This window comes from Pseudarthrobacter sp. SSS035, from assembly GCF_023273875.1.
In the GTDB taxonomy this organism is placed as follows: Bacteria; Actinomycetota; Actinomycetes; order Actinomycetales; family Micrococcaceae; genus Arthrobacter.
This window is the reverse complement of the sequence record NZ_CP096882.1, coordinates 3,009,424-3,029,023: the sequence shown is the minus strand read 5'-3', so window position 1 is coordinate 3,029,023 and position 19,600 is coordinate 3,009,424. Positions and strand designations below refer to the sequence as shown.

The following is a 19,600-nucleotide window of genomic DNA, read 5'->3' as shown; positions in this document are numbered from 1 at the left end:
AGCGCGGAGACCGAGGTGTCTCGAAACGCTCCAAGCGCATCGGGCAGACAGCACGTCCGGTTCTTCACGCCATCGACAAGTACACGCGCACGGCGCTGGCGGCCACCCCGGCAGTGGCAATTCAGATATTTGGCCGAGGAGCGGAAAGCTATCTGCAATCACGTGCGGTCCCACGGATCGCTGGCCGGTTGACGCCGAAACGCAACTGCGAAAACTGATCGAAAAACCAAACTAGCTTTCGCGTAGAAGCTGGACTGATAACGGGGCAAGGCCCGACTGAATTCGACAGGTTCATTCCCAATTATTCTGCTTCTACACGAGCAAGAATGCGAACTCGTAATCAGGCGATGGCAATGTTCACGATCTTCCTGAGAGTCGCGGATTCAAGCACGGCTTCAGCAACACGAAGGGTATCGAGCCCTTCCTGCATCGTAACGACGTCATTACGGATTCCAAGGACTGCATCGCGGAACGCTTCGTGTTCTGTGCGTAATGGCTCAGGCTTGGCTATGGCCAGACGCGTGACATTGCCCTCGGACACCCCACGGAACGCAGCCATGGACTCCCATTCGGTAGCCACCGTGCCGTTCTCGAAGAAAGTCAAGTCCGCGGTGATTGTATCTGCGACAAATGCACCCTTTTCACCTGTGGCGATTGTTAGCCTTTCTTTCATCGGCGAAAGCCAGTTGACAAGATGATTAGTGATAATCCCACTGCTCAACTGACCGGTAGCCGCCACCATGTCTTCGTGTGGACGTCCACTTCGCGTCGTAGTGCGGGCAAAGATACTTTCAAACCTACTTTGGGCCAGCCAGGCGGTGAGGTCGATGTCGTGAGTGCCAAGATCCTTGACAACGCCAACGTCGGCGATCCGGGCAGGGAACGGCCCCTGACGTCGTGTTGCAATCTGGTAAACATCGCCGAGCTCACCGGCTTCAATCCTTTTGCGCAGTGACTGCAGGGCGGGATTGAACCGCTCGATGTGGCCGACAGCTCCGACGAGTCCCTTGGCCGCAAAAGCGTCAACCATCCGCTGCCCTGCCTCGGCGCTAGAGGCGATCGGCTTCTCAACCAGCGTGTGAACGCCAGCATCGGCGAGGGCGAGCCCGACTTCTTCATGCAGTCCGGTGGGTACGGCAACGACTGCCATGTCGATGCCGGCGGCGATGAGTTCCTCAACTGAGGACAGCACATTCAGATGTCCGGCAACTCCGTGAGGATCCCCGTAGGAATCCGCGACCGCTACCAGATCAACTCCATCTATCTCTCGGATCACGCGGGCATGGTGACGGCCCATCATTCCCAGCCCGATCAGGCCAACGCGAAGATTTCCCATCAGGCGCCTGCCCGGGCGAGCTTGTTGACCGCTATGACGATGCGTTCAAGGTCGGCCTGCCCTAATGACGGGTGGACCGGTAGCGACAGAACTTCCATGGCTGCGGTTTCGGTGTTAGGTAGGTCCACGGTGCCATCGAAGGACGGAAGACGATGATTAGGGACTGGATAGTAGACACCGGAACCGATGTTGTATTCGTCCCGCAGGGCCTTGGCCAGCCCATCGCGATCCTCAGAAATGCGGATCGTGTACTGGTGATATACGTGGGATGCCCCTTCCGCGACCTTGGGCGTGCCGACGCCTTCCAGATTTTCCGTAAGGAATGCGGCATTGTGCTGGCGTTGTTCCGTCCAGCCGAGAACCTTCTTGAGCTGCACGCGTCCAATGGAGGCATGCACGTCTGTCATCCTGGCATTGAAACCTACGAGTTCATTTTCATACTGTTTTTGCATGCCCTGGTTTCGCAGTAGCCGCAGGTTTCGCTCCACAGTTACGTCCGGGGTGGAGACCATGCCGCCCTCACCGGACGTCATGTTCTTTGTCGGGTAAAGGCTGAACATCGCGAACTTCCCGAACGTTCCCACCTTCTGTCCATTGAAGCTGGCGCCGTGGGCTTGGGCGGCGTCTTCGTAGAGGTCGATGCCGCGCTCTTCAGCTAGCTTAGTGAAGCCTGCGACGTCGAACGGATGGCCGTAAAGGTGGACGGGCATGATGCCCTTGGTCCTGTCCGTTATCAGGGAGGCCACGTGTTCAACGTCCAGGGAGTAGTGGTCCAGTTCGATGTCGGCAAACACGGGGGTGGCCCCGGTTAGCGCAACGGAATTTCCGGTTGCAGCAAAGGTAAAGGAGGGGACGATGACTTCATCGCCCGCGCCGACGCCTGAGGCAAGAAGGCCCAGATGCAATCCAGAAGTGCCGGAATTCACAGCGACGGAGGCGCGGCCGTCCAGGAGAACGTCAGAGAACTCCTTCTCGAATTCGGCCACCTGGGTGCCTTGAGCGAGCATTCCCGTGGCCAGAACAGCGTCCACTGCGGCCCGTTCAGCGTCGCCGATGATCGGTTTTGCGGCTGGGATAAAGTCGTAGCTCATTCGTTCTCCTCGAATTCTTTCAACGAAATTCCATCTTCTATGTACTTGGCTCCGGTGGCCGGACACACCCAGAAGGTGTCCTTCAGCAACAGCGGTTCCCCGGCCTTGCCTACCCATCCGAGGCGGCGTGCGGGAACTCCCGCGACAAGTGCGAAAGCGGGCACGTCCTTAGTGACGACAGCGCCGGCCGCGACCGTTGCCCAGCGCCCTACCCTTAAAGGGGCGACGCACACAGCGCGCGCACCGATCGAAGCTCCATCCTCGATGGTTACACCGACAGGCGCCCAGTCGCAGGCGCTCTTGAGCGAGCCGTCAGGACTAACCGAACGCGGGTACGTGTCATTGGTGAGTACCACGCCCGGGCCAATAAATACACCTTTGCCCAGCTCGGCCGGCTCGTAGACCAGCGCGTAGTTTTGGATCTTGGTATTCTCACCGATCCGTACGCCGGTGCCGATGTAGGCGCCACGGCCTACAATGCAGTTATTGCCAAGGTTGGCCTGTTCGCGAACCTGGGCAAGGTGCCAGACCTTTGTGCCTTCGCCGAGTATGGCCTGATCCGAAACGTCAGCACTCGCAGCTATGGTCGTAGTCATACTTTGGTTCCTCTCGAGAGTGCCGCGGCCCACCAGGACGTCGGCAGAAAAACAGTGTCAGGCCTTTCCAATGACTCGATAAATGGCCCCGTCCCATCGATCAGGAGAACTCACTTTGCGGCCGTCGATGAACGCCTTAATGCCCGGTAATTCTGCAGACGACAGTTTCCGGTATTCAGTGTGGTCTGCCTGAACGACAGCAGCATCAATGGGTTCACCGAAGTGATACGCTGCAAATCCGAGCTTCTCCAATTCTGCATCCGTGTACAACGGATCATGCACCAATACCTCGGCGCCGCGCTTCTCGAGCGAAAGCACCGTATCAAAGACGCCGGAAAAAGCAGTCTCCTTTACTCCGCCCCGATAGGCAGCACCCAGGACGACGACTCGGGCGCCTGCAAGAGCACCATATGCACCTTCAAGGAGGCCTACCGTGTATTCGGGCATGCTGGCATTGGCAGCGCGCGCGGCCCGAACTACTGTCGCTTCCGGATCATTCCAGAGGTAGAGGCGCGGGTACACCGGGATGCAATGGCCACCAACGGCGATACCGGGTTGGTGGATATGGCTGTAGGGCTGAGAGTTGGAAGCTTCAATGACATGGTATATGTCAATGCCTGTCTCGGCGGCGAAACGCGCAAACTGGTTAGCCAACCCGATATTAACGTCGCGATAGGTCGTCTCGGCCAGCTTGGCCAGCTCGGATGCTTCTGCGGACCCGAGGTCCCAGACACCGTTCGGCCTGTCGAGGTCTGCACGCTCGTCGAAGTCCAACACGGATTCGTAGAACTCAATGGCCTTCGCAGCACCCGCTTCGGACAAGCCTCCGACGAGCTTCGGGTACTTGCGCAGATCTTCAAATACTCGACCGGTGAGGACGCGCTCCGGGGAAAAGACAAGGTGAAAATCCACGCCCTCAATTAGGCCGGAACCGGCCTCAAGTGCGGGCTTCCAACGGGAGCGAGTAGTCCCCACCGGGAGGGTGGTTTCATAAGACACGAGAGTCCCGGGTGTCAAATTCCTAGCTAGATCTGCCGTTGCGCTGTCCATCCACCCGAAGTCCGGCTTTGCATCAGCGTCAACGAACAAGGGCACCACGAGTACCACTGCGTCTGCCCCCGGCACAGCTTCCGCGAAATCGCAGGTGGCGCGAAGCCTGCCCGCGACAACGACTTCAGATAGGTTCTCCTGCAGATGCGATTCACCAGGAAACGGCTCGATGCCAGCATTTACAAGGTCGACCACTTGCCGATTCACGTCTACGCCGACGACATCATGGCCTTTCGACGCGAATTGGACCGCCAGCGGCAATCCGATTTTCCCCAACGCAATTACAGCGATCTTCACGATTCTTATGCCTTTTCTCTATTAGACTCTGGGGCCAATTACCAAAGAGTCAGCATGATATATTCCTGACGGTAACACCGGTTAGCCAACAACACGGGATGCAAAACCTGTATTAATGGCATCGAAAAGCTTAAATCTCAGTGCTGCCGCGGCTCCGTATTACGTTCATCTTCCCGAGTTGGCGAAAATCATTTTTTGACTCAATGCTTTGACACACCCAGAGGACACCCACAAAAAGCCACGCATATCGGAAATCATAATACCCGCCAGAAAACATAGAAGAAACTATAATCAGCAATCCAAGCCCCAATGCGCCAGTCGATTCAATGCTTTGAGGCGGTCGAATCAAAGATCTTGCTACGATCAAGAACATTGGAAGCAAAACAACGACAAAGCCAACAACGCCTGTCTCCGCCAATATTTGCAGCACAATATTATGGGCATACTCGAATCCTGAAGAAGTCGTTGAACCGAATAATGCAAAATAACCGCCGACGCCTACACCAAATATAGGACTACCTGCGAACATCGCCCACGCCACATCGTACAGTTCTGATCGGCCTGAGTCATATCCTTGGCCCAAGGTCTGTTCAATGATTCGCTGCCTAAAAATATCTGCGACAGAACTTGGAGCAAAGTTGATCATAATAACGAAAAGAACCATCAGCACGATCAAGATCATAAACAGTTGGGGAAATTTGTAGCTCCTAAGAAGCAAGATACCTACAACGGCGGCTGCAATTCCGGCCGACAACATGGCGCCGCGGCTTCCACTAAGGACGAGCGCCATTAGTGGCAGCGGCAAAGAAAAGAGAAGCCAATATTTCTTATACAACGTCACATGCACGATGAGAGCAACTAGAGAGAACCCAACAATACGACCGAAAACATTGGGGCCGCCACCGAATGCTGAATAGCGACCCTGCAACCCAGGGCCGGAAAATATACCCGCCACAGCATAACAATAGCCAACAATAATAAGCACGAGAAAGATATGTTTAATCATCGATGGGTAGGAACTGAGAATGTCTACAATAATAGAAACACTAGATGCTATCACCACGAATCCCACAAGCAGTTCCTGTGAGTTCTCTAAACCTGGACCTGTTAGTGCGCTCAAAAACATGAAACAAAGGCTGCCCCATAAAACCCAGGAATATGCGCTAAAGACGTAACGTAAATTGAGTTGCTGGCTGGTGCAGCGCCAAAGAAGCCAAAGCAGCCAGCTTACGACGGCGAGAAAAACTCGTATCTCAAGCTTCACACCAAATAGGGGAACCAAGAAATTACCGGAGAGTACACATAGGTAAGAAACGGCGGCGGTGATCCCACCAAGGATCTCTTGGCGGTGAACGACAACTGAACGGATCTGAACTCCATTGGTCACTTCGGATCCTCCAATTCCCGAATGCCGCCAACACTCATTACCTTGGCGTTAGATTTTGCGAGATACACTGCGCCAGCGCAGGAAGCCAAGAAATAGGCCCCGAAACTTGCCCATGCCGCCCCAACCGCACCCCCGGCAGGAATCAGGCATAGGTAGAGAACCACAGATGCCATCATGCCGAAGATATTGATGACGTTCACGTGCTTACTTGCGCCCCTTGCAGTGGCAATACCGACAGCCAACCGAGAAAGACCGTAGGTTCCAGATCCAAGAACTAACGGCAGAATGAGTTCACGTGACGCCAGGAACTCAGTGCCGAATAGCACTGGGACCAGCAGCCAAATCGCCACTCCAACAATTAGACTCAAACACATGGAGAGTCCAAAAACGATCAAAACTGCGCGCCTAACTTTGAGCACAGCCCCATTGCTGGCCTCAGCTGCCCACTTGGGGACATTACTATCAATATAGTGTCGAATTGGCCAGATAATTAACTCCGTGAACGTTGCTATGACTGCATAGTAGCCGAGTGCGGAATAGCCTGCAAAAATCGGAATAAGCAGACGATCAAGTCGGGCTGTGATAATTTCCGCTGTTGAAGAAGGAACTAGTGTGAAACCCAGTCTCCTAATTCTCCTCATCTGACGAGCTGTTCGTCCGAGGACATTCGTTCCTAAGCCCCGAGCAAGGGATACGCTGATAAACGGAACCGCAAGCGCTACGCCGTAGGCAGAAAACCATAATGTAGACTCATCAATTCCCAAAACAAAAAATAGGAGGAAAATACCCAATAAGACGATTTGGGAGACCCCCATACCAATTGCGTACCCCCGCCCCTCACCGCTAGCTATTGAAACTGAGCGCGTTGCTGACGTAAGTATGTTGCCAATAACGACCAGCCACAGTGCTGCCGCAAGCCATACAATATGCACCATCCCTTGGTTTGCCAAAAATCCCGAAGTAACAGCGCAAATCGCCAACGCCAGAAGGCATGGGAGACCAAGCAGACGTGCGAAATCATTCGTACCCGCAGCTAATCCACGTTGCTCGGATATCACGGCAGGGAACGATCTGTCGCGCCCCAGTATCACGAGCGTTCCCACTACATAAGTCACCTGAAGATACAGCGCCAGTTGTCCTCTACCCTCTGCACCCAGGCCCCGGGCACTCAGCACGTTAGCGAGGAGGCCCCCAAACGCGATCGTTACCTGCGCAATAAGGAGCATGAACGGTAACTTCAGTGATGAAAGGCGCCGGAAAACCTTCATCCACGCACCACGGGCACGACCCGTTCTGCACCGAACAGCACCGCGGAAGCTTTCGCACTTGGGACCACCACGGCCGGCCCATATTCACTACGCATACGAGCCCGAACAGCTACCCTCAGGACACGATCTTCATCCACGAGAAGGTTTGCCCGCGACAGTGTTAAGCAAGTCCTCAAGCGTTTTCGCGACTATAGTCCGCGAACGATTCTCGAGCATCCAGGACCTGCCTCGTTTGCCCATTGCGGCTCGTTCCTCTGCGGCGAGCTCCTTCATGAGTCTGAGCCCCGATGCTATTTCCAGCGGGGCAACCCCGAATCCAGCACCGGACTCATTCAGAATGACATGGGGTTCCCCCTCCGCGTTACTAACAACAGGTAGACCCGAACCCAGGTAGTCGTGAAGTTTGTTGGGGCTCATACCCTTCTTGAAGACATCCCAGTCCGAGACCAAATGCAGTCCGACGTCCATCAGTTTGAGATAGCGTGGCAGCTCTGACTTGGTTACCGGAGGTAGTAGTAGGACGTTGGTGAGCCGCTCACTTTCAACTCGTGCCGTAATTTTCGCTTTGTCCGTGCCGTCACCAATAAGGACAAATACGTCATCTGGAAAGTCCGCAACTACGTCCAATAGCAGATCGAGCCCATCTTTTGGACCATGCGATCCGGCAAAAACAAACTTGAGACCGGAAGTTGCCTCATGGCCTGATCCAATCACACCCTCGTAAGGCACAGCCGCGTCAAAGGCCGTCACGTCCGTACCATTAGGAATGGACGAATAGCCCTTTCCCGGTGCGTTCTCCTCAAAATAGGGTCGCCAACGTTCGCTGACGCCGACTATCCAGTCAGCGCGTCGATATATCCATTTTTCCAGTATGCGCAGCGCCCTGTACGTGATTCCGCCTCGTCTTATTGCACCCAATGCAACGAACGACTCCGGCCACAGATCTCGAATTTCAACGATCAGTCGAGCGCGTTTAAACTTCGCAACAACCCAACCAGCAACAGGAGCCAATAAATGGGGTGATGAAGCGTAAACGATGTCAACGCGACGCCCATCGAAACATTCAATAATCGCTTTGGCACTAAATTCTACCCACCCCAAGGCACGGCGTAATGGGCTCTTTCCTTTGGATCGCGTCTTAATAATTCGGAAACGCGCATCGTCCGTCTCAATGGCACCGCCCGAAAAGTAGTTGCTGTCGCCTACGACGAAAATCGACTCCCAATGCGAAAGCAAGGAAAACATCTCAACATGACGGGTTCCCCCCGGGCTTCCTTCAGGGACGGCGAATTGATTCAAGACAAGGACCCTAGATGCCGAATCGGGTCCCACTGAATCTGTCGTAGAGTCTCGACGCATGAATAGTCTCATTTCTAAATGCCAAGGAATCGTATTAAATATGCACAAAATACTCATTGAAACAAATCTCCCCGCTAGATCATCGGAGGAAGGTTAGACTGTCCCGCGGATTTGAAGGGCAAATCACAATAAGCATCAATCTGACGTACCGCGGTACTCCGGCATTGTCGCAACGCCGTCGGCTGAAACTCCGGTACGTCGAAGTACGGTCCGAACGGTCTCGACCAGAATTTGACTGTCGAGAGCCAGGGAACGATTATCGACATAGTAGATGTCGTGAGAGAATTTCGCCTCCCAGGAGATTGCGTTTCGTCCACGAACTTGTGCTAAACCAGTAATGCCAGGCCGAACAATATGTCGGCGCTTTTGCTCTGGACTATACAAAGGCAAATACTTCGTCAACAGGGGGCGAGGACCGACGATGCTCATATCACCCTTGACGACGTTCCATAACGTCGGCAACTCATCGAGGCTCGTGGAACGCAGAATATTTCCAAATGGCGTCAATCTCTGCTCATCAGTGACCAGGCCGTGTTTCTCATTTGGGGTCTTCATCGTTCGAAACTTGAGCAATGTGAAAATTTCACCGTTAAGACCGGGGCGTTCCTGTCGAAACAGTATTGGTCGTCCAACTTTTATCAAAACCAACACGGCTAGAGCGCCCAACAACGGCCCAGTCAATACAATACCCGTCGTCGCGACGGTAAAATCCAAGAACCTCTTCATGCGGTCGTATCCTGATTTTTGAACTTTCATTTCAGGCGCGCCTCACAGCAAAGAATGAATCGAGTGCCTCCAGCACTCGAGAAATGTCATCGTCCTTCAGGACAGACCCACTTGGCAGAGTTAGGCCATTCTCAAAGAGATACTGTGAATTGCCATTCACTAGCGCCCTTTGACCTTCGAACACAGGTTGCAAATGCATTGGCTTCCATAGTGGTCGGCTCTCAATTCCAGTAGCGGCCAAATGTATCTGAAGTTCGCTGGCGTGTAGCCCCGTAATCACAGGATCAATCACTATGGCGCTGAGCCAGCAATTGTCGTCATTGTAGTCCTCGCCTCCAAAAAGTTCGACGCCTGCAATGCCCTGCAAATGCGAGTGGTAGGCCCTGCGGTGGCGGCGTCTGACAGCGATCATCGAGTCGAGCCGACTCAATTGCGCACGTCCCAAAGCAGCCAAGATGTTACTCAAGCGATAGTTATAGCCAATTTCAGTGTGCTCGTAGTGAAGGACTGGCTGCCGAGCCTGCGTAGCGAGGTACCTAGTCTTTGCAGCGACATCACCATTGTTAGTCGTCAGCATTCCCCCGCCGGAGGTGGTCATGATTTTGTTGCCGTTAAAGGAGAAGGCCGACGCCAGCCCCCAGCTGCCGGCGGCTTGGCCGCGATGCGTCGCGCCGAGCGACTCGGCTGCATCAGAGATCACTGGGATGTCATAAGCTGCAGCCAGGCGACAAATATCCGTGTAGTTTACAGTCTTGCCAAGTAGATCAACTGGTACGACTGCAGCCGGTCGGACGCCCTCGGCTACGAGCTGAACCAAGGCCGTCTCAAGGAGTTCGGGATCCATGTTCCCGGTTTCTCGTTCGCAGTCGATGAATACGGGTTTGGCGCCAGTATAGGAAATCGCGTTGGCTGTTGCGGCGAACGTCATCGATGAAGTGATGACTGCATCCCCCGGCTGTACCCCTGCGACCAACAAGCCAAGGTGAAGGGCTGCCGTACCAGAGCTCAGCGCAATGGCGTGCTCCGCTCCGACACGATCTGCCATTTCGCGTTCAAAAAGGTCCACATCAGGCCCGAGGGGTGCCACCCATCCGGACTGTAAAGCCGCGAGCACATACTGCTCTTCGAGGACGCCGACATCTGGGCCTGACAACAAAACTTTTGACATTACTAACATTCCTCTTCAGAGACTGAACCGAACCCGCGGATGAGCGGGAATAGACATCAAACGCCCACCACTCGCAAAGTCAGCGGGCAGGAACGCCCATCACGACGGCGCCTTCCGCTACGTCTTTCACGACAACCGCACCTGCACCAACAACCGCTCCGGCTCCAATCGTTAGCCCTTGGAGGACAACGGAACCGGCGCCTACTAAGACACCCCGTTCCACACGAACTCCTCCAGAAATAATCGCGCCTGGGTTCACAGACACGCAATCGTCGAGGAATGCGTCGTGTCCCAGAATCGCAGCGGGGTTAATGTGGACATTCTTACCGAAGGTGACATTGGTAGAGATCTGAGCTCCTGCGCAAACGATAGAACCTCCCCCTGCATGGAAAGCAGAACCAATTACAGCTTTGGGATGAAGTGCTGTTGCAGGGACCATTCCCATTTCGCGGCAGCGGACATCCAGTCGAGTTCTCACTGCTGGATTACCTACGCCGATCAGAAATCGTGAGCCCTGGGCGAGGCGCGATAGCGCTTCCTCAACTTTTCCGAGGTAGCGGATCCCCCTGGCCTCCAGGAGGGCCAGATTTTCTTTCGAAGGATCGTCGTCAACAACTCCCGAAACGACGAAATCTGCGTTCTTACACACCGTGTACTGTGCTTCCACCACATCCAGGGTCTCGCGACCAAATCCGCCCGCACCGACAACGACCAAATCGGACATTTTCAACAAGATAGGACTTTCGGTTGGACCAGTTAACTCACTACTAACCAAGCGATTCACTCCAATATCTCTTGAGCACGCGCGTTGACGGCAGGGGCAGTCCTGGACGCGGCTAATCAATTAGCTCGAGTTTCCCAAAGACGACTCCACCCGATACGACCCCTGAACATTCGTTCTGGCAGAGGTCGCTGTCGCCCATTCCTCCTTGCTGAGGTCTGATCTGCGTAGAGGGGGTACGGCGGTGTGGGTTATCTTTTCGTGGAATGGGCGCTCATCGAGTTCGGTGGCCCCGATCAGATCTTCATGCAGCTTTTCGCCATCCCGCAGTCCTGTAAAAACAATCTCGACATTCTTGCCTGAAGCAGCAATCATTCGTTGGGCGACATCCAAAATCTTTACGGGCTCTCCCATATCCAAGATCAAGACCTCTCCAGGCCGCCCGATTGCCCCAGCCTGGATTACTAGCTCACAGGATTCCGGAATGGTCATGAAGTACCTGGTGACGTCCGGATCGGTTACCGTCACGGGTCCCCCCGCCTCAATCTGTGCAATGAATGTAGGAAGCATTGAGCCGCGGGAGCCGATCACGTTGCCGAAGCGTACTGAGAGGTAGGTCTGCTTCGTTTCTTCTGCTGCGGCCGATGCGAGTCTCTCCGCCAACCTCTTCGATCGTCCGAGGACGCTTGCTGGGTTCGCAGCCTTATCTGTGGAGATATTCACGAACGTTTCAACACCGACTCGTCTTGCAGCATCAAGGACATTCAGTGTTCCGATAACATTCGTTTCCCAGGCTTCTGACGGATATTGCTCGAGCATGGGCAGATGTTTGAGGGCCGCGGCATGGAAGACAACTTGGGGTTGCCGCGAATCGAAAATGCGAGCCAGCGCTATAGTGTCCCTAATGTCGGCTAAAACCACATCGTTACTGTCCAACAACCCGTGGCCAACGATTGACATCTGAACGCCATGCAGCCCTGATTCATCGCGATCCAACATGATTAGCTCACTGGGTGAGAATTTCGTCAGCTGTCGGCAGAGCTCGGATCCGATCGAGCCGCCCGCTCCCGTTACCAAGACGCGTTTCCCCGCAACATATCCTGCTATGGACTCAACTGCGGTATCGACGGGGTGTCGTCCGATCAGATCCTCGATGGCCACATCGCGGAGGTCTGCTATTTTCACCCCACCCTGCAAAATGTCGGACAACATCGGCAAGACCATCATCCTAAGTCCCGCCTCATCGGCACGGTCCGAGACCGTCCTGATGAATTCGGCGTCCGCCCGCGCGATGCACAGGACTATCGCTGATGCACGTTTATCTCTGGCAATTTTCGCGAGCTCGGATCCACGTCCGAGTACGGAAAGATTTGAGACCCTGAGATGCCTCTTGTGCGGATCATCATCGATAACGCCAACGGGGAGATACGGAGAATCTGGGTCGCTAAGCATTCGTTTGACGAGGTATTCGCCAGTATGTCCTGCACCGTAGATGAGGGTCCGTTGCGCGGTTTCTCCCGGTCGAAACCGCCTTTCAGAAACCAATCGTTGCAGGTGCCGGCTTCCTCCCATCAAGACGAATGCGATAGGAAGGGCCACCAATGCTGTACTGCGGGGTAGGCCTGCTGGATTCAGGAGAACCAAACTAACCAGCGCGAGTCCTCCAGCCACGGACGCTACAGTGGCAAGCAAGGTCTGAGCTTCATGGAAGGCGCCCTGCTGATGCTTCCCCCTGTAGAGCGCCAGACCCCAACCGATGCCGGCTTGCAAGACAATTGCAAGGATGGCCAACAGGCCCAGAGCGAACCAGTTGACCCGTTCAGCGACGAAATCGAATCGGAACAGCACAGCCACAGTCAACGCTATGACCCAGGCTTCGGCGTCCACTGTGTACTGCAACACTCTGAAAGCCCAACGCGTGCTTCGTTCGCCCGCGTATGTGCGCTTCAAGGCTGCGTCCATCGGTCCCAAGTGTCCCCCAAAGAGTTTTGCGTATTTGTCAGTTGTCGAGAGTGCGAGGCCATTTCGTCTCAGCTAGCGAACCGAACGTGTCCCGCCACTACTCGTCATCGTTGCTGCCGGTACGCCGACTCAATTAAAGCACTTTGCGACGGTGGCGCCGACAACGTCGCTTTTTGTGACTAGTAAACCTTTGCATACGTCGTATGCATGGCGATTCGCGGGTCAAATCTGCGGGGGGGCATCATGTCTAGGCGCCTCCGCGAACCGTCAAAGATGAAATGCCTCGCGCCAGCAGGGATAAGTCCTGCAGGTAGGATGAACGGAGACTATCGTCGTACAACCACCTCCGAAAGGGGCTCAACCTTGGAGCTGAAGGACTATTTGCGTGTTCTGCGACGGAGTTGGGTTGTCGTTGTCGCATGCGCTTTGATCGGCATATTGGGGGCCGGCGCCGCGTCTCTTCTGGCCAAAGCTAGCTATATATCTGAAACTCAGTTGTTTGTGGCGCTCCAAAACTCTGGGACAGTTAGCGAATTGCAGCAGGGCAACATTTTCTCCCAGGCGCGTGTGCAGTCATACGTCAAGACTGTCGGTACTCCAACTGTCTTGCAGCCGGTCATTGACGGCCTTGGACTAAAAGTCACACCACAGATTCTTGCAAAGAGCATTACGGCGTCATCGGACGCCAATACTGTGCTCATTAGCATCTCAGTCTCAGCTGAATCGCCTGAGCAGGCCGCAGCAATTGCTCAGGCTGTCGGAACCAGCCTGGTGAATGCTGTGGACCAGCTCGAAAAGCCCTCCCTCGGGGAAGTCTCCCCAGTTCGATTGTCTATCGTGACACCAGCCACTGCACCGGCTTTCCCGTCCTCGCCGAATGTGAAGTTGAATATTGTTTTAGGGCTATTCTGTGGTCTGGCTGTCGGGGTTGCACTGGCGGTCCTCAGGTCCGTTCTTGACACGAGGATCAAAGGTGAAGCCGATCTGCGCCGGATCACAGATGCGGCAATCCTCGGCGGCATTAGCTTTGATTCAGACGCTGCCAAGAAGCCTCTCTTGACCCAGACAGCACACCAAAGTCCACGAGCAGAATCCTTTCGTCAACTTAGGACGAACCTGCAGTTTGCGCACGTTAGTCACGACTCCAAGACGGTTCTGGTCACATCCTCTGTTCCTGGTGAAGGCAAGAGTACAACTGCGACAAACCTGGCGATCGCACTGGCTCAGTCAGGTCAGAGTGTCGCGCTGGTGGATGCTGACCTACGCAGGCCGATGGTGGCAGAATACCTCGGTTTGGAGCGCACCGTTGGACTCACAACCGCACTACTAGGCACAGCAAGCGTTGATGAATTGTTGCAGCCCTGGGGCAGTAGTCAGCTGTATGTGCTGGCCGCTGGACAAGTTCCGCCCAACCCTAGCGAGTTGCTGGGATCGCAAAAGATGAAGGATCTCATAGGAAGCCTCGAAAGTTCGTTTGATGCTGTGGTCATCGACGCGCCACCTCTGTTGCCTGTTACAGACGCAGCCGTCCTCGCACAGCAGGTCGGCGGGGTAGTTATCGTTGTTGGAGTACAAAATGTTCGTACTACCGACTTGGAACGCTCCCTAGCGGCCTTGGAAATGGTCGAGGCGGACCTACTTGGCGTGGTACTAAACCGACTACCGACCAAGGGTCCGGACGCCTACTCGCACAGCTACTACTCTTACGAAACCGCGTCGACTGAGCCTAAGCCTGGGCGTAATCCACGATCGAATACAAAGCCCTCGCGAAAGCAGGTCAGCGATCGCTTCGATGTCGAAATACTCGGGGGCGACACCCGGGAACCGACCCGGCTCAGCAACGGACGGGGCCAAGAACGCAGTGCGCGTTAATAGTTTGCATAGTGACCATTCCCAAACCAGCCAAGCCGTCGCCGGGGGCTAGGCGGCGTGCGGACACATCGACGCGCCAGCCGACGAAAGCTTAGAACCGTCGCGAGATCAACGGCTGCGCTGGCGATCCTCGCAATAGTCGTCGCGACGGTCTGCGGCTGGCTCGCATACCGTGCACTCGAACTCAGGGCAGAATTGAGCGCAGCGAGCCAACTGCTTCCGCAGTTAAAAAGCCAGGTGCTCGCTCAAGATGCCTCCGAGGCGGCGAAGTCGCTTACGCTAATTCGGTCCCACACTCTCGCGGCAAAATCGGCGGCAGCAGATCCCCTGTGGAAAGCAGCTGGGGTCATTCCATTGTTCGGACCAAACTTCTCGGCTCTCACTGAGGTTGCACTCGCGGCGAATGAGGTTATGGATGGCACGGCAGACCCGATGGTGCGGGTCTTCGATTCCTTGGACGCCGATGCGCTGACACCCGTTAACGGCAAGTTCGATGTTGGACCCCTCGCAGAAGCTTCGCCAACCATAGTGGATGCTGCGAACACCGTTTCTCGCGTCCACATGCGTTTGGGCTCGATCGACACCACTAAGTTGATTCCGCAGATCGCAGAACCGCTCTCAGCGCTCACTAGTCAACTAGATGAACTTCGGGCGACCATGGAATCGGCCGCCAACATTTCGAAGGTTCTGCCGTCCATGATGGGCGAAAACGGGCCCAGGAACTACCTAATTCTTGTCCAAAACAACGCGGAAATTCGTGCTACCGGGGGGCTCCCAGGAGCACTGGCCCTCGTTCGTGTTGATCAGGGATCAGTGGAACTTATTGATCATTCAAGTGGTTCAGCTCTGGGTAAGTTCGATCCGGCCGTGGATGTCGATGACGTTCAGACGACAATATTCTCTGAGCGGCTGGGCAAGTACATCGGCGACGTCAACCTCACTCCTGACTTCCCCACCGCGTCCCGAACTGCCAAAGAAATGTGGGAAACGCGTTATGGCGGATCAATCGACGGTGTGGTGGCCATCGACCCCATCGTCCTCGCACACATCTTGGAAGCGTCTGGGCCAATCCCGCTTGACGAATTCGGGGGGTCCGCCGTGCCTGTCGGGTTGCCGACCGCACTCACTTCGCAGAACGTCGTTCCAACGCTGCTTTCGGATGTCTACCGCAATTTCAAAACCAATCGGTTGCAGGACGAATACTTTGCCGGTGCTACACAGGCCATTTTTGAGGCGCTTGCCTCTGGTCAGGCCTCGGGCGCGAAACTTTTGAAAGCCTTGTCGCTGAGCTACGAAGAGAACCGGCTGCATGTTTGGAGCGACCACGATAAAGACCAGGACGTACTGAGCGCCACCTACTTGGGAGGTTCCATCTCGGGCACGAGTGCGCTTGGGCCGGCGTTCGGCGTCTATTTCAATGACGGCACGGGCGCCAAGATGGACTACTACGTGCAACGAACTGTGCAGCTGATTGAGGTTTGCACAAACAATGACTATGCCGAGTACAAGGTACGAGTTAGAACTACCAACACCGCCCCAGCTGACGCGGCGAGTTCTCTACCGGTTTCGGTGACGGGGGACGGTAGGTACGGCCCACCTCCTGGCTCAGTTCAAACCAACGTAGTGGTCTACGGCCCAGCCTTGTCCCACGTTGATACTGCTACAGCGGACGGACAAATGGTTGGCTTTGGATCCCATAAACATGGCGATCGCCCGGTCGGCATTGTCACCACCCGGCTAGCGCCGGGTCAGTCTAGCGAAGTTGAAATGAGCTTCGTCAAGGTGGTACAACACAATGATCCGGCTCTCTCTGTCACACCAACTGTGCAGGAAGTCAAAGATGTGATGCTGCCCATAGAATATGCTCGGTGTCGCTAGAAACTCACATATACCTTAACAGTTGGTAAACCGATTGGATTGACGTTGCTCACAATCCTATGCGGATGGTAGATTCTATGAGGGTTCAAGACTCGACATATCTGCATAGGTCTCGTGCGGAGAGGAAAATCCTCAATTCGGGTACATCAAATACTTACGTCTCCGGGGGGACACCAATGAAGAAAACACTCGCAACACTCGCTCTTGCAGGCTCACTTGCACTTGTTGGCGTCGCGCCGGCACTGGCGGTTGGCTACCCAGCCAGCGAACCCGCAGCCGCCGTCGACGATGCAGCAGTTGCGCCCGGCGAGCAGCTTATTTTTAGCGGCGGCGGAATGCTTGCCAACGAGCCGGTTGACGTCACCGTCACCCTCATCGATTCTGCAGCACCGGCGGCCGGCACCCAGAGCGTCGGCGCAAAGATCAACGTCTTCCTGGCGCCAGAGACCTTCTCAACCACGGCCAACGCCGAGGGGAAGTTCTCCCTCCCTCTCAGCTTCAGCGACAGTGGTACATACTCGATCACCGCCACCGGCCGCATTTCCAAGACCACCGTGGGACCCGTCACTGTACAGGTTGACACCACGTTTGCCGAGGCCGGCGCAGGCGCTTCCCTCCCTAACGCCAACGGTGGCGCCGCCCTGGCCAACACCGGCGCTGACGCCAGCCTGCTCCTCTGGGGCGCAGCGGGGGTAGGCGTGCTCGGCTTGGGCGCTGCTGGCGTTATTCTTGCTCGCCGGAACAAGGCAACTGCTAACGCATAGCCTTTAACGCACTCAGGGTGGGTGTTTCTTCGGAAATCCGGAGGAGCACCCACCCTCTGCATTTAAGGTTTCGACGGGCTCAACCACCGAACGGTCAGGTTCAACACCGAACTGTGGTATTTATTAGCAGTATGGGGCGACATTGGCGCAGAACACCTTGGCAGTTCGATTTCTCCTTCCCCTGTCCCACTCGCAGGAGCTCCCCTACTTACTCTTGGTGCTGTTGGCCGGGGCTTCGCTGGCAGTGGCCACGTTTGCACTGCTGAGAACCAACTAAGAGCCCCTTGAGCGACTCAAATAGCCCCAGGCTGTGGCGGTGGCGTGCTGTCCTCTTGGCCATGCTCCTTCCGCTGGCTCTGATCGCGTTCTGGACCAGCCCTGTGGATCAACCCGTGCAGGGTTAGCTCGCCAGTGTCCTGAGATTCCTCCATGACCGCGGAATTCCCACCTAGTTCAATTACCAATTCGTCGAAGCATCCGCCAACGTAGCGCTTTTCATTCCCTTCGGCGCAGTTGCGGCCCTGGCATATCCGAAAAAACGTCATGGCAGATCGGAATTTTTGGACTGGTATCACACAGGTGCATCGAACTAGGCCAGCTGCTGCTTCTTCACAATCGATTCGTGAGTCCGCTAGATCTTGTCACAAACACAAGGGGGGGGCTGTAATTGGCGCCCTCTTGGTCGCTGAGGCCCTTAAACACCTTCAGGCCCGCCGTTGGTCAGCGGCCGGCCTGTATGGAGGAACAGAAGCATCAGGAGTTACCCGACGAAGGCCTTCAGCCAGGTCTTCAAGTCCTCGCCGAACTCCACGCGCTCCGAAGCCAGCGTGATGACTGCCTTGAGGTAGCTCAGCTTGTCGCCGGTATCGTAGCGGCGGCCCCTGAAAACCACGCCTTACACGCCCGAGCCATCACCCTCGCTTGCGGCCAGGGTCTGGAGGGCATCGGTCAGCTGGATCTCCCCGCCGTGGCCCGGCTCAGTGTTCTCCAGAACGCCGAACACCGACAGATGCAGCACGTACCGGCCGATGACGGCCAGGTTGGAAGGCGCTTCGCCTACAGCAGTCTTTTCCACCAGACTGTTGACCCGGACGAAGCCTTGGCCCTTGATAGCGGTGATATCCGCACAACCGTAGGCGCTGATCTCAGAAGGATCGACCTCGATCAACGCGATAACGGAACCGCTGGTCGTCTGCTGCACCTCCATCATGGTGGTGAGAAGGGTTTCAGCCTCGTCGATGAGGTCGTCACCAAGCAGCACGGCGAAGGGCTCATTTCCCACATTTCGACGGGCTCAATCACCGGGTTTCGATGGTTTCGACAGGCTGGTTTCGACAGGCTCAACCACCGAATATGGGCGCCCGCTTCTCCTGGAACGCCCTGAAACCTTCGGCATAGTCGGCACTTTTGCAAAGCCGTGCCTGCTCGGCGTTTTCCTCGGACATCGCGTCCCACAGGCCGAGCCGCTGGTCGCGGATGTGCGCCACCAGCTCCTTGCTCGCCGTGAACGCGCCCGTGGCGCCGGCGGCAACCTTCGTCACAATTTCCCGGGTGTTGGCCAACAGTTCATTCGCCGGCATGGCCCGGCTGAACATCCCCTGGGCCACGGCTTCCGTGCCTGACATGAGCTCGGCCGTGTAGATCAGGTCCAGGGTCCGGTGCATGCCAAGCCGCTCGGTGAAGTACCAGTGCCCGCCCGAATCCAGCGTGGCGCCCAGCTTGGCGAACGGCGAGCCGAACTTGGCGTTCTCCGCCACGTACACCACGTCCGTGGCCAGCAACAGGCCCAGCCCCACGCCCAGGCAGGCGCCATGGGCGGCGGCGAACGTCGGTGCCGGGAATGCGCTCATCTTCTTCAGCAGCGGCTGCACCAGCCCGCCCAGGTATGCTTCCGCGTCGTCCGTCTCCGGCGTCACGCCCGAGATGTCCCGGCCGGCGCAGAAGGCGCGGCCCTCTCCCCTGAGCAGCAGCGCCCGCACCTCACCGCGCGTGGCGGCGGCAGCGGCGTCGTCGTACGCCTGTGTTAAATCCGCGAGTGCATGCTCGTCGAGGGAGTTCAGCTTGTGGGGCGCGTCCAGAACGATTTCGGCGACGTTGTTGGCGATGGAGAGGGAGATCAAGATCA

At 55.9% G+C, this 19,600-nt stretch carries 15 protein-coding genes and 1 pseudogene; 3 read left to right on the top strand and 13 right to left on the bottom strand.

Annotated features, from left to right (window positions below):
* Positions 1-340 precede the first annotated feature (340 nt).
* From MUN23_RS13965 to MUN23_RS13915, 11 genes are all read right to left on the bottom strand, one after another.
* Positions 341-1,336, bottom strand: coding sequence for a Gfo/Idh/MocA family protein (locus MUN23_RS13965; protein WP_248759121.1), 996 nt, complete (start codon positions 1,334-1,336; stop codon positions 341-343).
* Positions 1,336-2,427 (bottom strand): DegT/DnrJ/EryC1/StrS aminotransferase family protein, encoded by a 1,092-nt coding sequence (locus MUN23_RS13960; RefSeq protein WP_248759120.1) that lies wholly within the window; start codon positions 2,425-2,427, stop codon positions 1,336-1,338. The genes MUN23_RS13965 and MUN23_RS13960 overlap by 1 nt, the downstream gene beginning before the upstream one ends.
* Complete coding sequence (locus tag MUN23_RS13955) at positions 2,424-3,023, bottom strand: acyltransferase (RefSeq protein ID WP_248759118.1); 600 nt, start codon at positions 3,021-3,023, stop codon at positions 2,424-2,426. Before MUN23_RS13955 ends, MUN23_RS13960 begins: the two co-directional genes overlap by 4 nt.
* Positions 3,024-3,080: 57 nt before the next feature.
* Positions 3,081-4,370, bottom strand: a complete 1,290-nt coding sequence (locus MUN23_RS13950) for a nucleotide sugar dehydrogenase (RefSeq protein WP_248759116.1) — start codon at positions 4,368-4,370, stop codon at positions 3,081-3,083.
* Positions 4,371-4,500: 130 nt separating this feature from the next.
* Positions 4,501-5,757 (bottom strand): O-antigen ligase, encoded by a 1,257-nt coding sequence (locus tag MUN23_RS13945; protein ID WP_248759114.1) that lies wholly within the window; start codon positions 5,755-5,757, stop codon positions 4,501-4,503.
* Entirely contained in the window at positions 5,754-7,025 is a 1,272-nt protein-coding gene (locus MUN23_RS13940; protein WP_248759112.1) for a lipopolysaccharide biosynthesis protein, read from the bottom strand. Before MUN23_RS13940 ends, MUN23_RS13945 begins: the two co-directional genes overlap by 4 nt.
* A gap of 129 nt (positions 7,026-7,154) precedes the next feature.
* Positions 7,155-8,324 (bottom strand): glycosyltransferase family 4 protein, encoded by a 1,170-nt coding sequence (locus MUN23_RS13935; protein ID WP_248759110.1) that lies wholly within the window; start codon positions 8,322-8,324, stop codon positions 7,155-7,157.
* A gap of 195 nt (positions 8,325-8,519) precedes the next feature.
* Positions 8,520-9,140: a sugar transferase gene (locus MUN23_RS13930; protein WP_305886565.1), complete on the bottom strand. Its 621-nt coding sequence runs from the start codon at positions 9,138-9,140 to the stop codon at positions 8,520-8,522.
* Position 9,141: 1 nt separating this feature from the next.
* Positions 9,142-10,278 (bottom strand): DegT/DnrJ/EryC1/StrS aminotransferase family protein, encoded by a 1,137-nt coding sequence (locus tag MUN23_RS13925; RefSeq protein WP_248759107.1) that lies wholly within the window; start codon positions 10,276-10,278, stop codon positions 9,142-9,144.
* 79 nt (positions 10,279-10,357) lie between these two features.
* Positions 10,358-11,002: a NeuD/PglB/VioB family sugar acetyltransferase gene (locus MUN23_RS13920; RefSeq protein ID WP_248759105.1), complete on the bottom strand. Its 645-nt coding sequence runs from the start codon at positions 11,000-11,002 to the stop codon at positions 10,358-10,360.
* Between the two features lie 120 nt (positions 11,003-11,122).
* Positions 11,123-12,961 (bottom strand): nucleoside-diphosphate sugar epimerase/dehydratase, encoded by a 1,839-nt coding sequence (locus MUN23_RS13915; RefSeq protein ID WP_248759101.1) that lies wholly within the window; start codon positions 12,959-12,961, stop codon positions 11,123-11,125.
* Positions 12,962-13,324: 363 nt separating this feature from the next.
* Between MUN23_RS13915 and MUN23_RS13910 the strand changes: the two genes are divergently transcribed.
* The 3 genes from MUN23_RS13910 to MUN23_RS13900 all read left to right on the top strand — a co-directional run bounded on the left by MUN23_RS13910 (position 13,325) and on the right by MUN23_RS13900 (position 17,475).
* Entirely contained in the window at positions 13,325-14,833 is a 1,509-nt protein-coding gene (locus MUN23_RS13910) for a polysaccharide biosynthesis tyrosine autokinase (RefSeq protein ID WP_248759100.1), read from the top strand.
* Positions 14,834-15,028: 195 nt separating this feature from the next.
* Positions 15,029-16,711 (top strand): DUF4012 domain-containing protein, encoded by a 1,683-nt coding sequence (locus MUN23_RS13905; protein WP_248759095.1) that lies wholly within the window; start codon positions 15,029-15,031, stop codon positions 16,709-16,711.
* Positions 16,712-16,887: 176 nt separating this feature from the next.
* Positions 16,888-17,475: an LPXTG cell wall anchor domain-containing protein gene (locus MUN23_RS13900; protein ID WP_248759093.1), complete on the top strand. Its 588-nt coding sequence runs from the start codon at positions 16,888-16,890 to the stop codon at positions 17,473-17,475.
* A 760-nt stretch (positions 17,476-18,235) separates the two neighbouring features.
* Here the strand turns inward: MUN23_RS13900 and MUN23_RS13895 are convergent.
* Both MUN23_RS13895 and MUN23_RS13890 read right to left on the bottom strand, forming a co-directional pair.
* Positions 18,236-18,769 (bottom strand): annotated as a pseudogene (locus MUN23_RS13895) (sugar phosphate nucleotidyltransferase); the annotation flags it as partial.
* A 46-nt stretch (positions 18,770-18,815) separates the two neighbouring features.
* Positions 18,816-19,595, bottom strand: coding sequence for an enoyl-CoA hydratase/isomerase family protein (locus tag MUN23_RS13890; RefSeq protein ID WP_248764090.1), 780 nt, complete (start codon positions 19,593-19,595; stop codon positions 18,816-18,818).
* Positions 19,596-19,600 lie beyond the last annotated feature (5 nt).

What these genes read in the sequence shown, in the direction of transcription:
- MUN23_RS13920 (WP_248759105.1), bottom strand. Translation starts at nt 11,002, where the DNA reads ATGTCCGATTTGGTCGTTGTCGGTGCGGGCGGATTTGGTCGCGAGACC.
- MUN23_RS13930 (WP_305886565.1), bottom strand. Translation starts at nt 9,140, where the DNA reads ATGAAAGTTCAAAAATCAGGATACGACCGCATGAAGAGGTTCTTGGAT.
- MUN23_RS13925 (WP_248759107.1), bottom strand. Translation starts at nt 10,278, where the DNA reads ATGTCAAAAGTTTTGTTGTCAGGCCCAGATGTCGGCGTCCTCGAAGAG.
- MUN23_RS13900 (WP_248759093.1), top strand. Translation starts at nt 16,888, where the DNA reads ATGAAGAAAACACTCGCAACACTCGCTCTTGCAGGCTCACTTGCACTT.
- MUN23_RS13960 (WP_248759120.1), bottom strand. Translation starts at nt 2,427, where the DNA reads ATGAGCTACGACTTTATCCCAGCCGCAAAACCGATCATCGGCGACGCT.
- MUN23_RS13955 (WP_248759118.1), bottom strand. Translation starts at nt 3,023, where the DNA reads ATGACTACGACCATAGCTGCGAGTGCTGACGTTTCGGATCAGGCCATA.
- MUN23_RS13915 (WP_248759101.1), bottom strand. Translation starts at nt 12,961, where the DNA reads ATGGACGCAGCCTTGAAGCGCACATACGCGGGCGAACGAAGCACGCGT.
- MUN23_RS13940 (WP_248759112.1), bottom strand. Translation starts at nt 7,025, where the DNA reads ATGAAGGTTTTCCGGCGCCTTTCATCACTGAAGTTACCGTTCATGCTC.
- MUN23_RS13965 (WP_248759121.1), bottom strand. Translation starts at nt 1,336, where the DNA reads ATGGGAAATCTTCGCGTTGGCCTGATCGGGCTGGGAATGATGGGCCGT.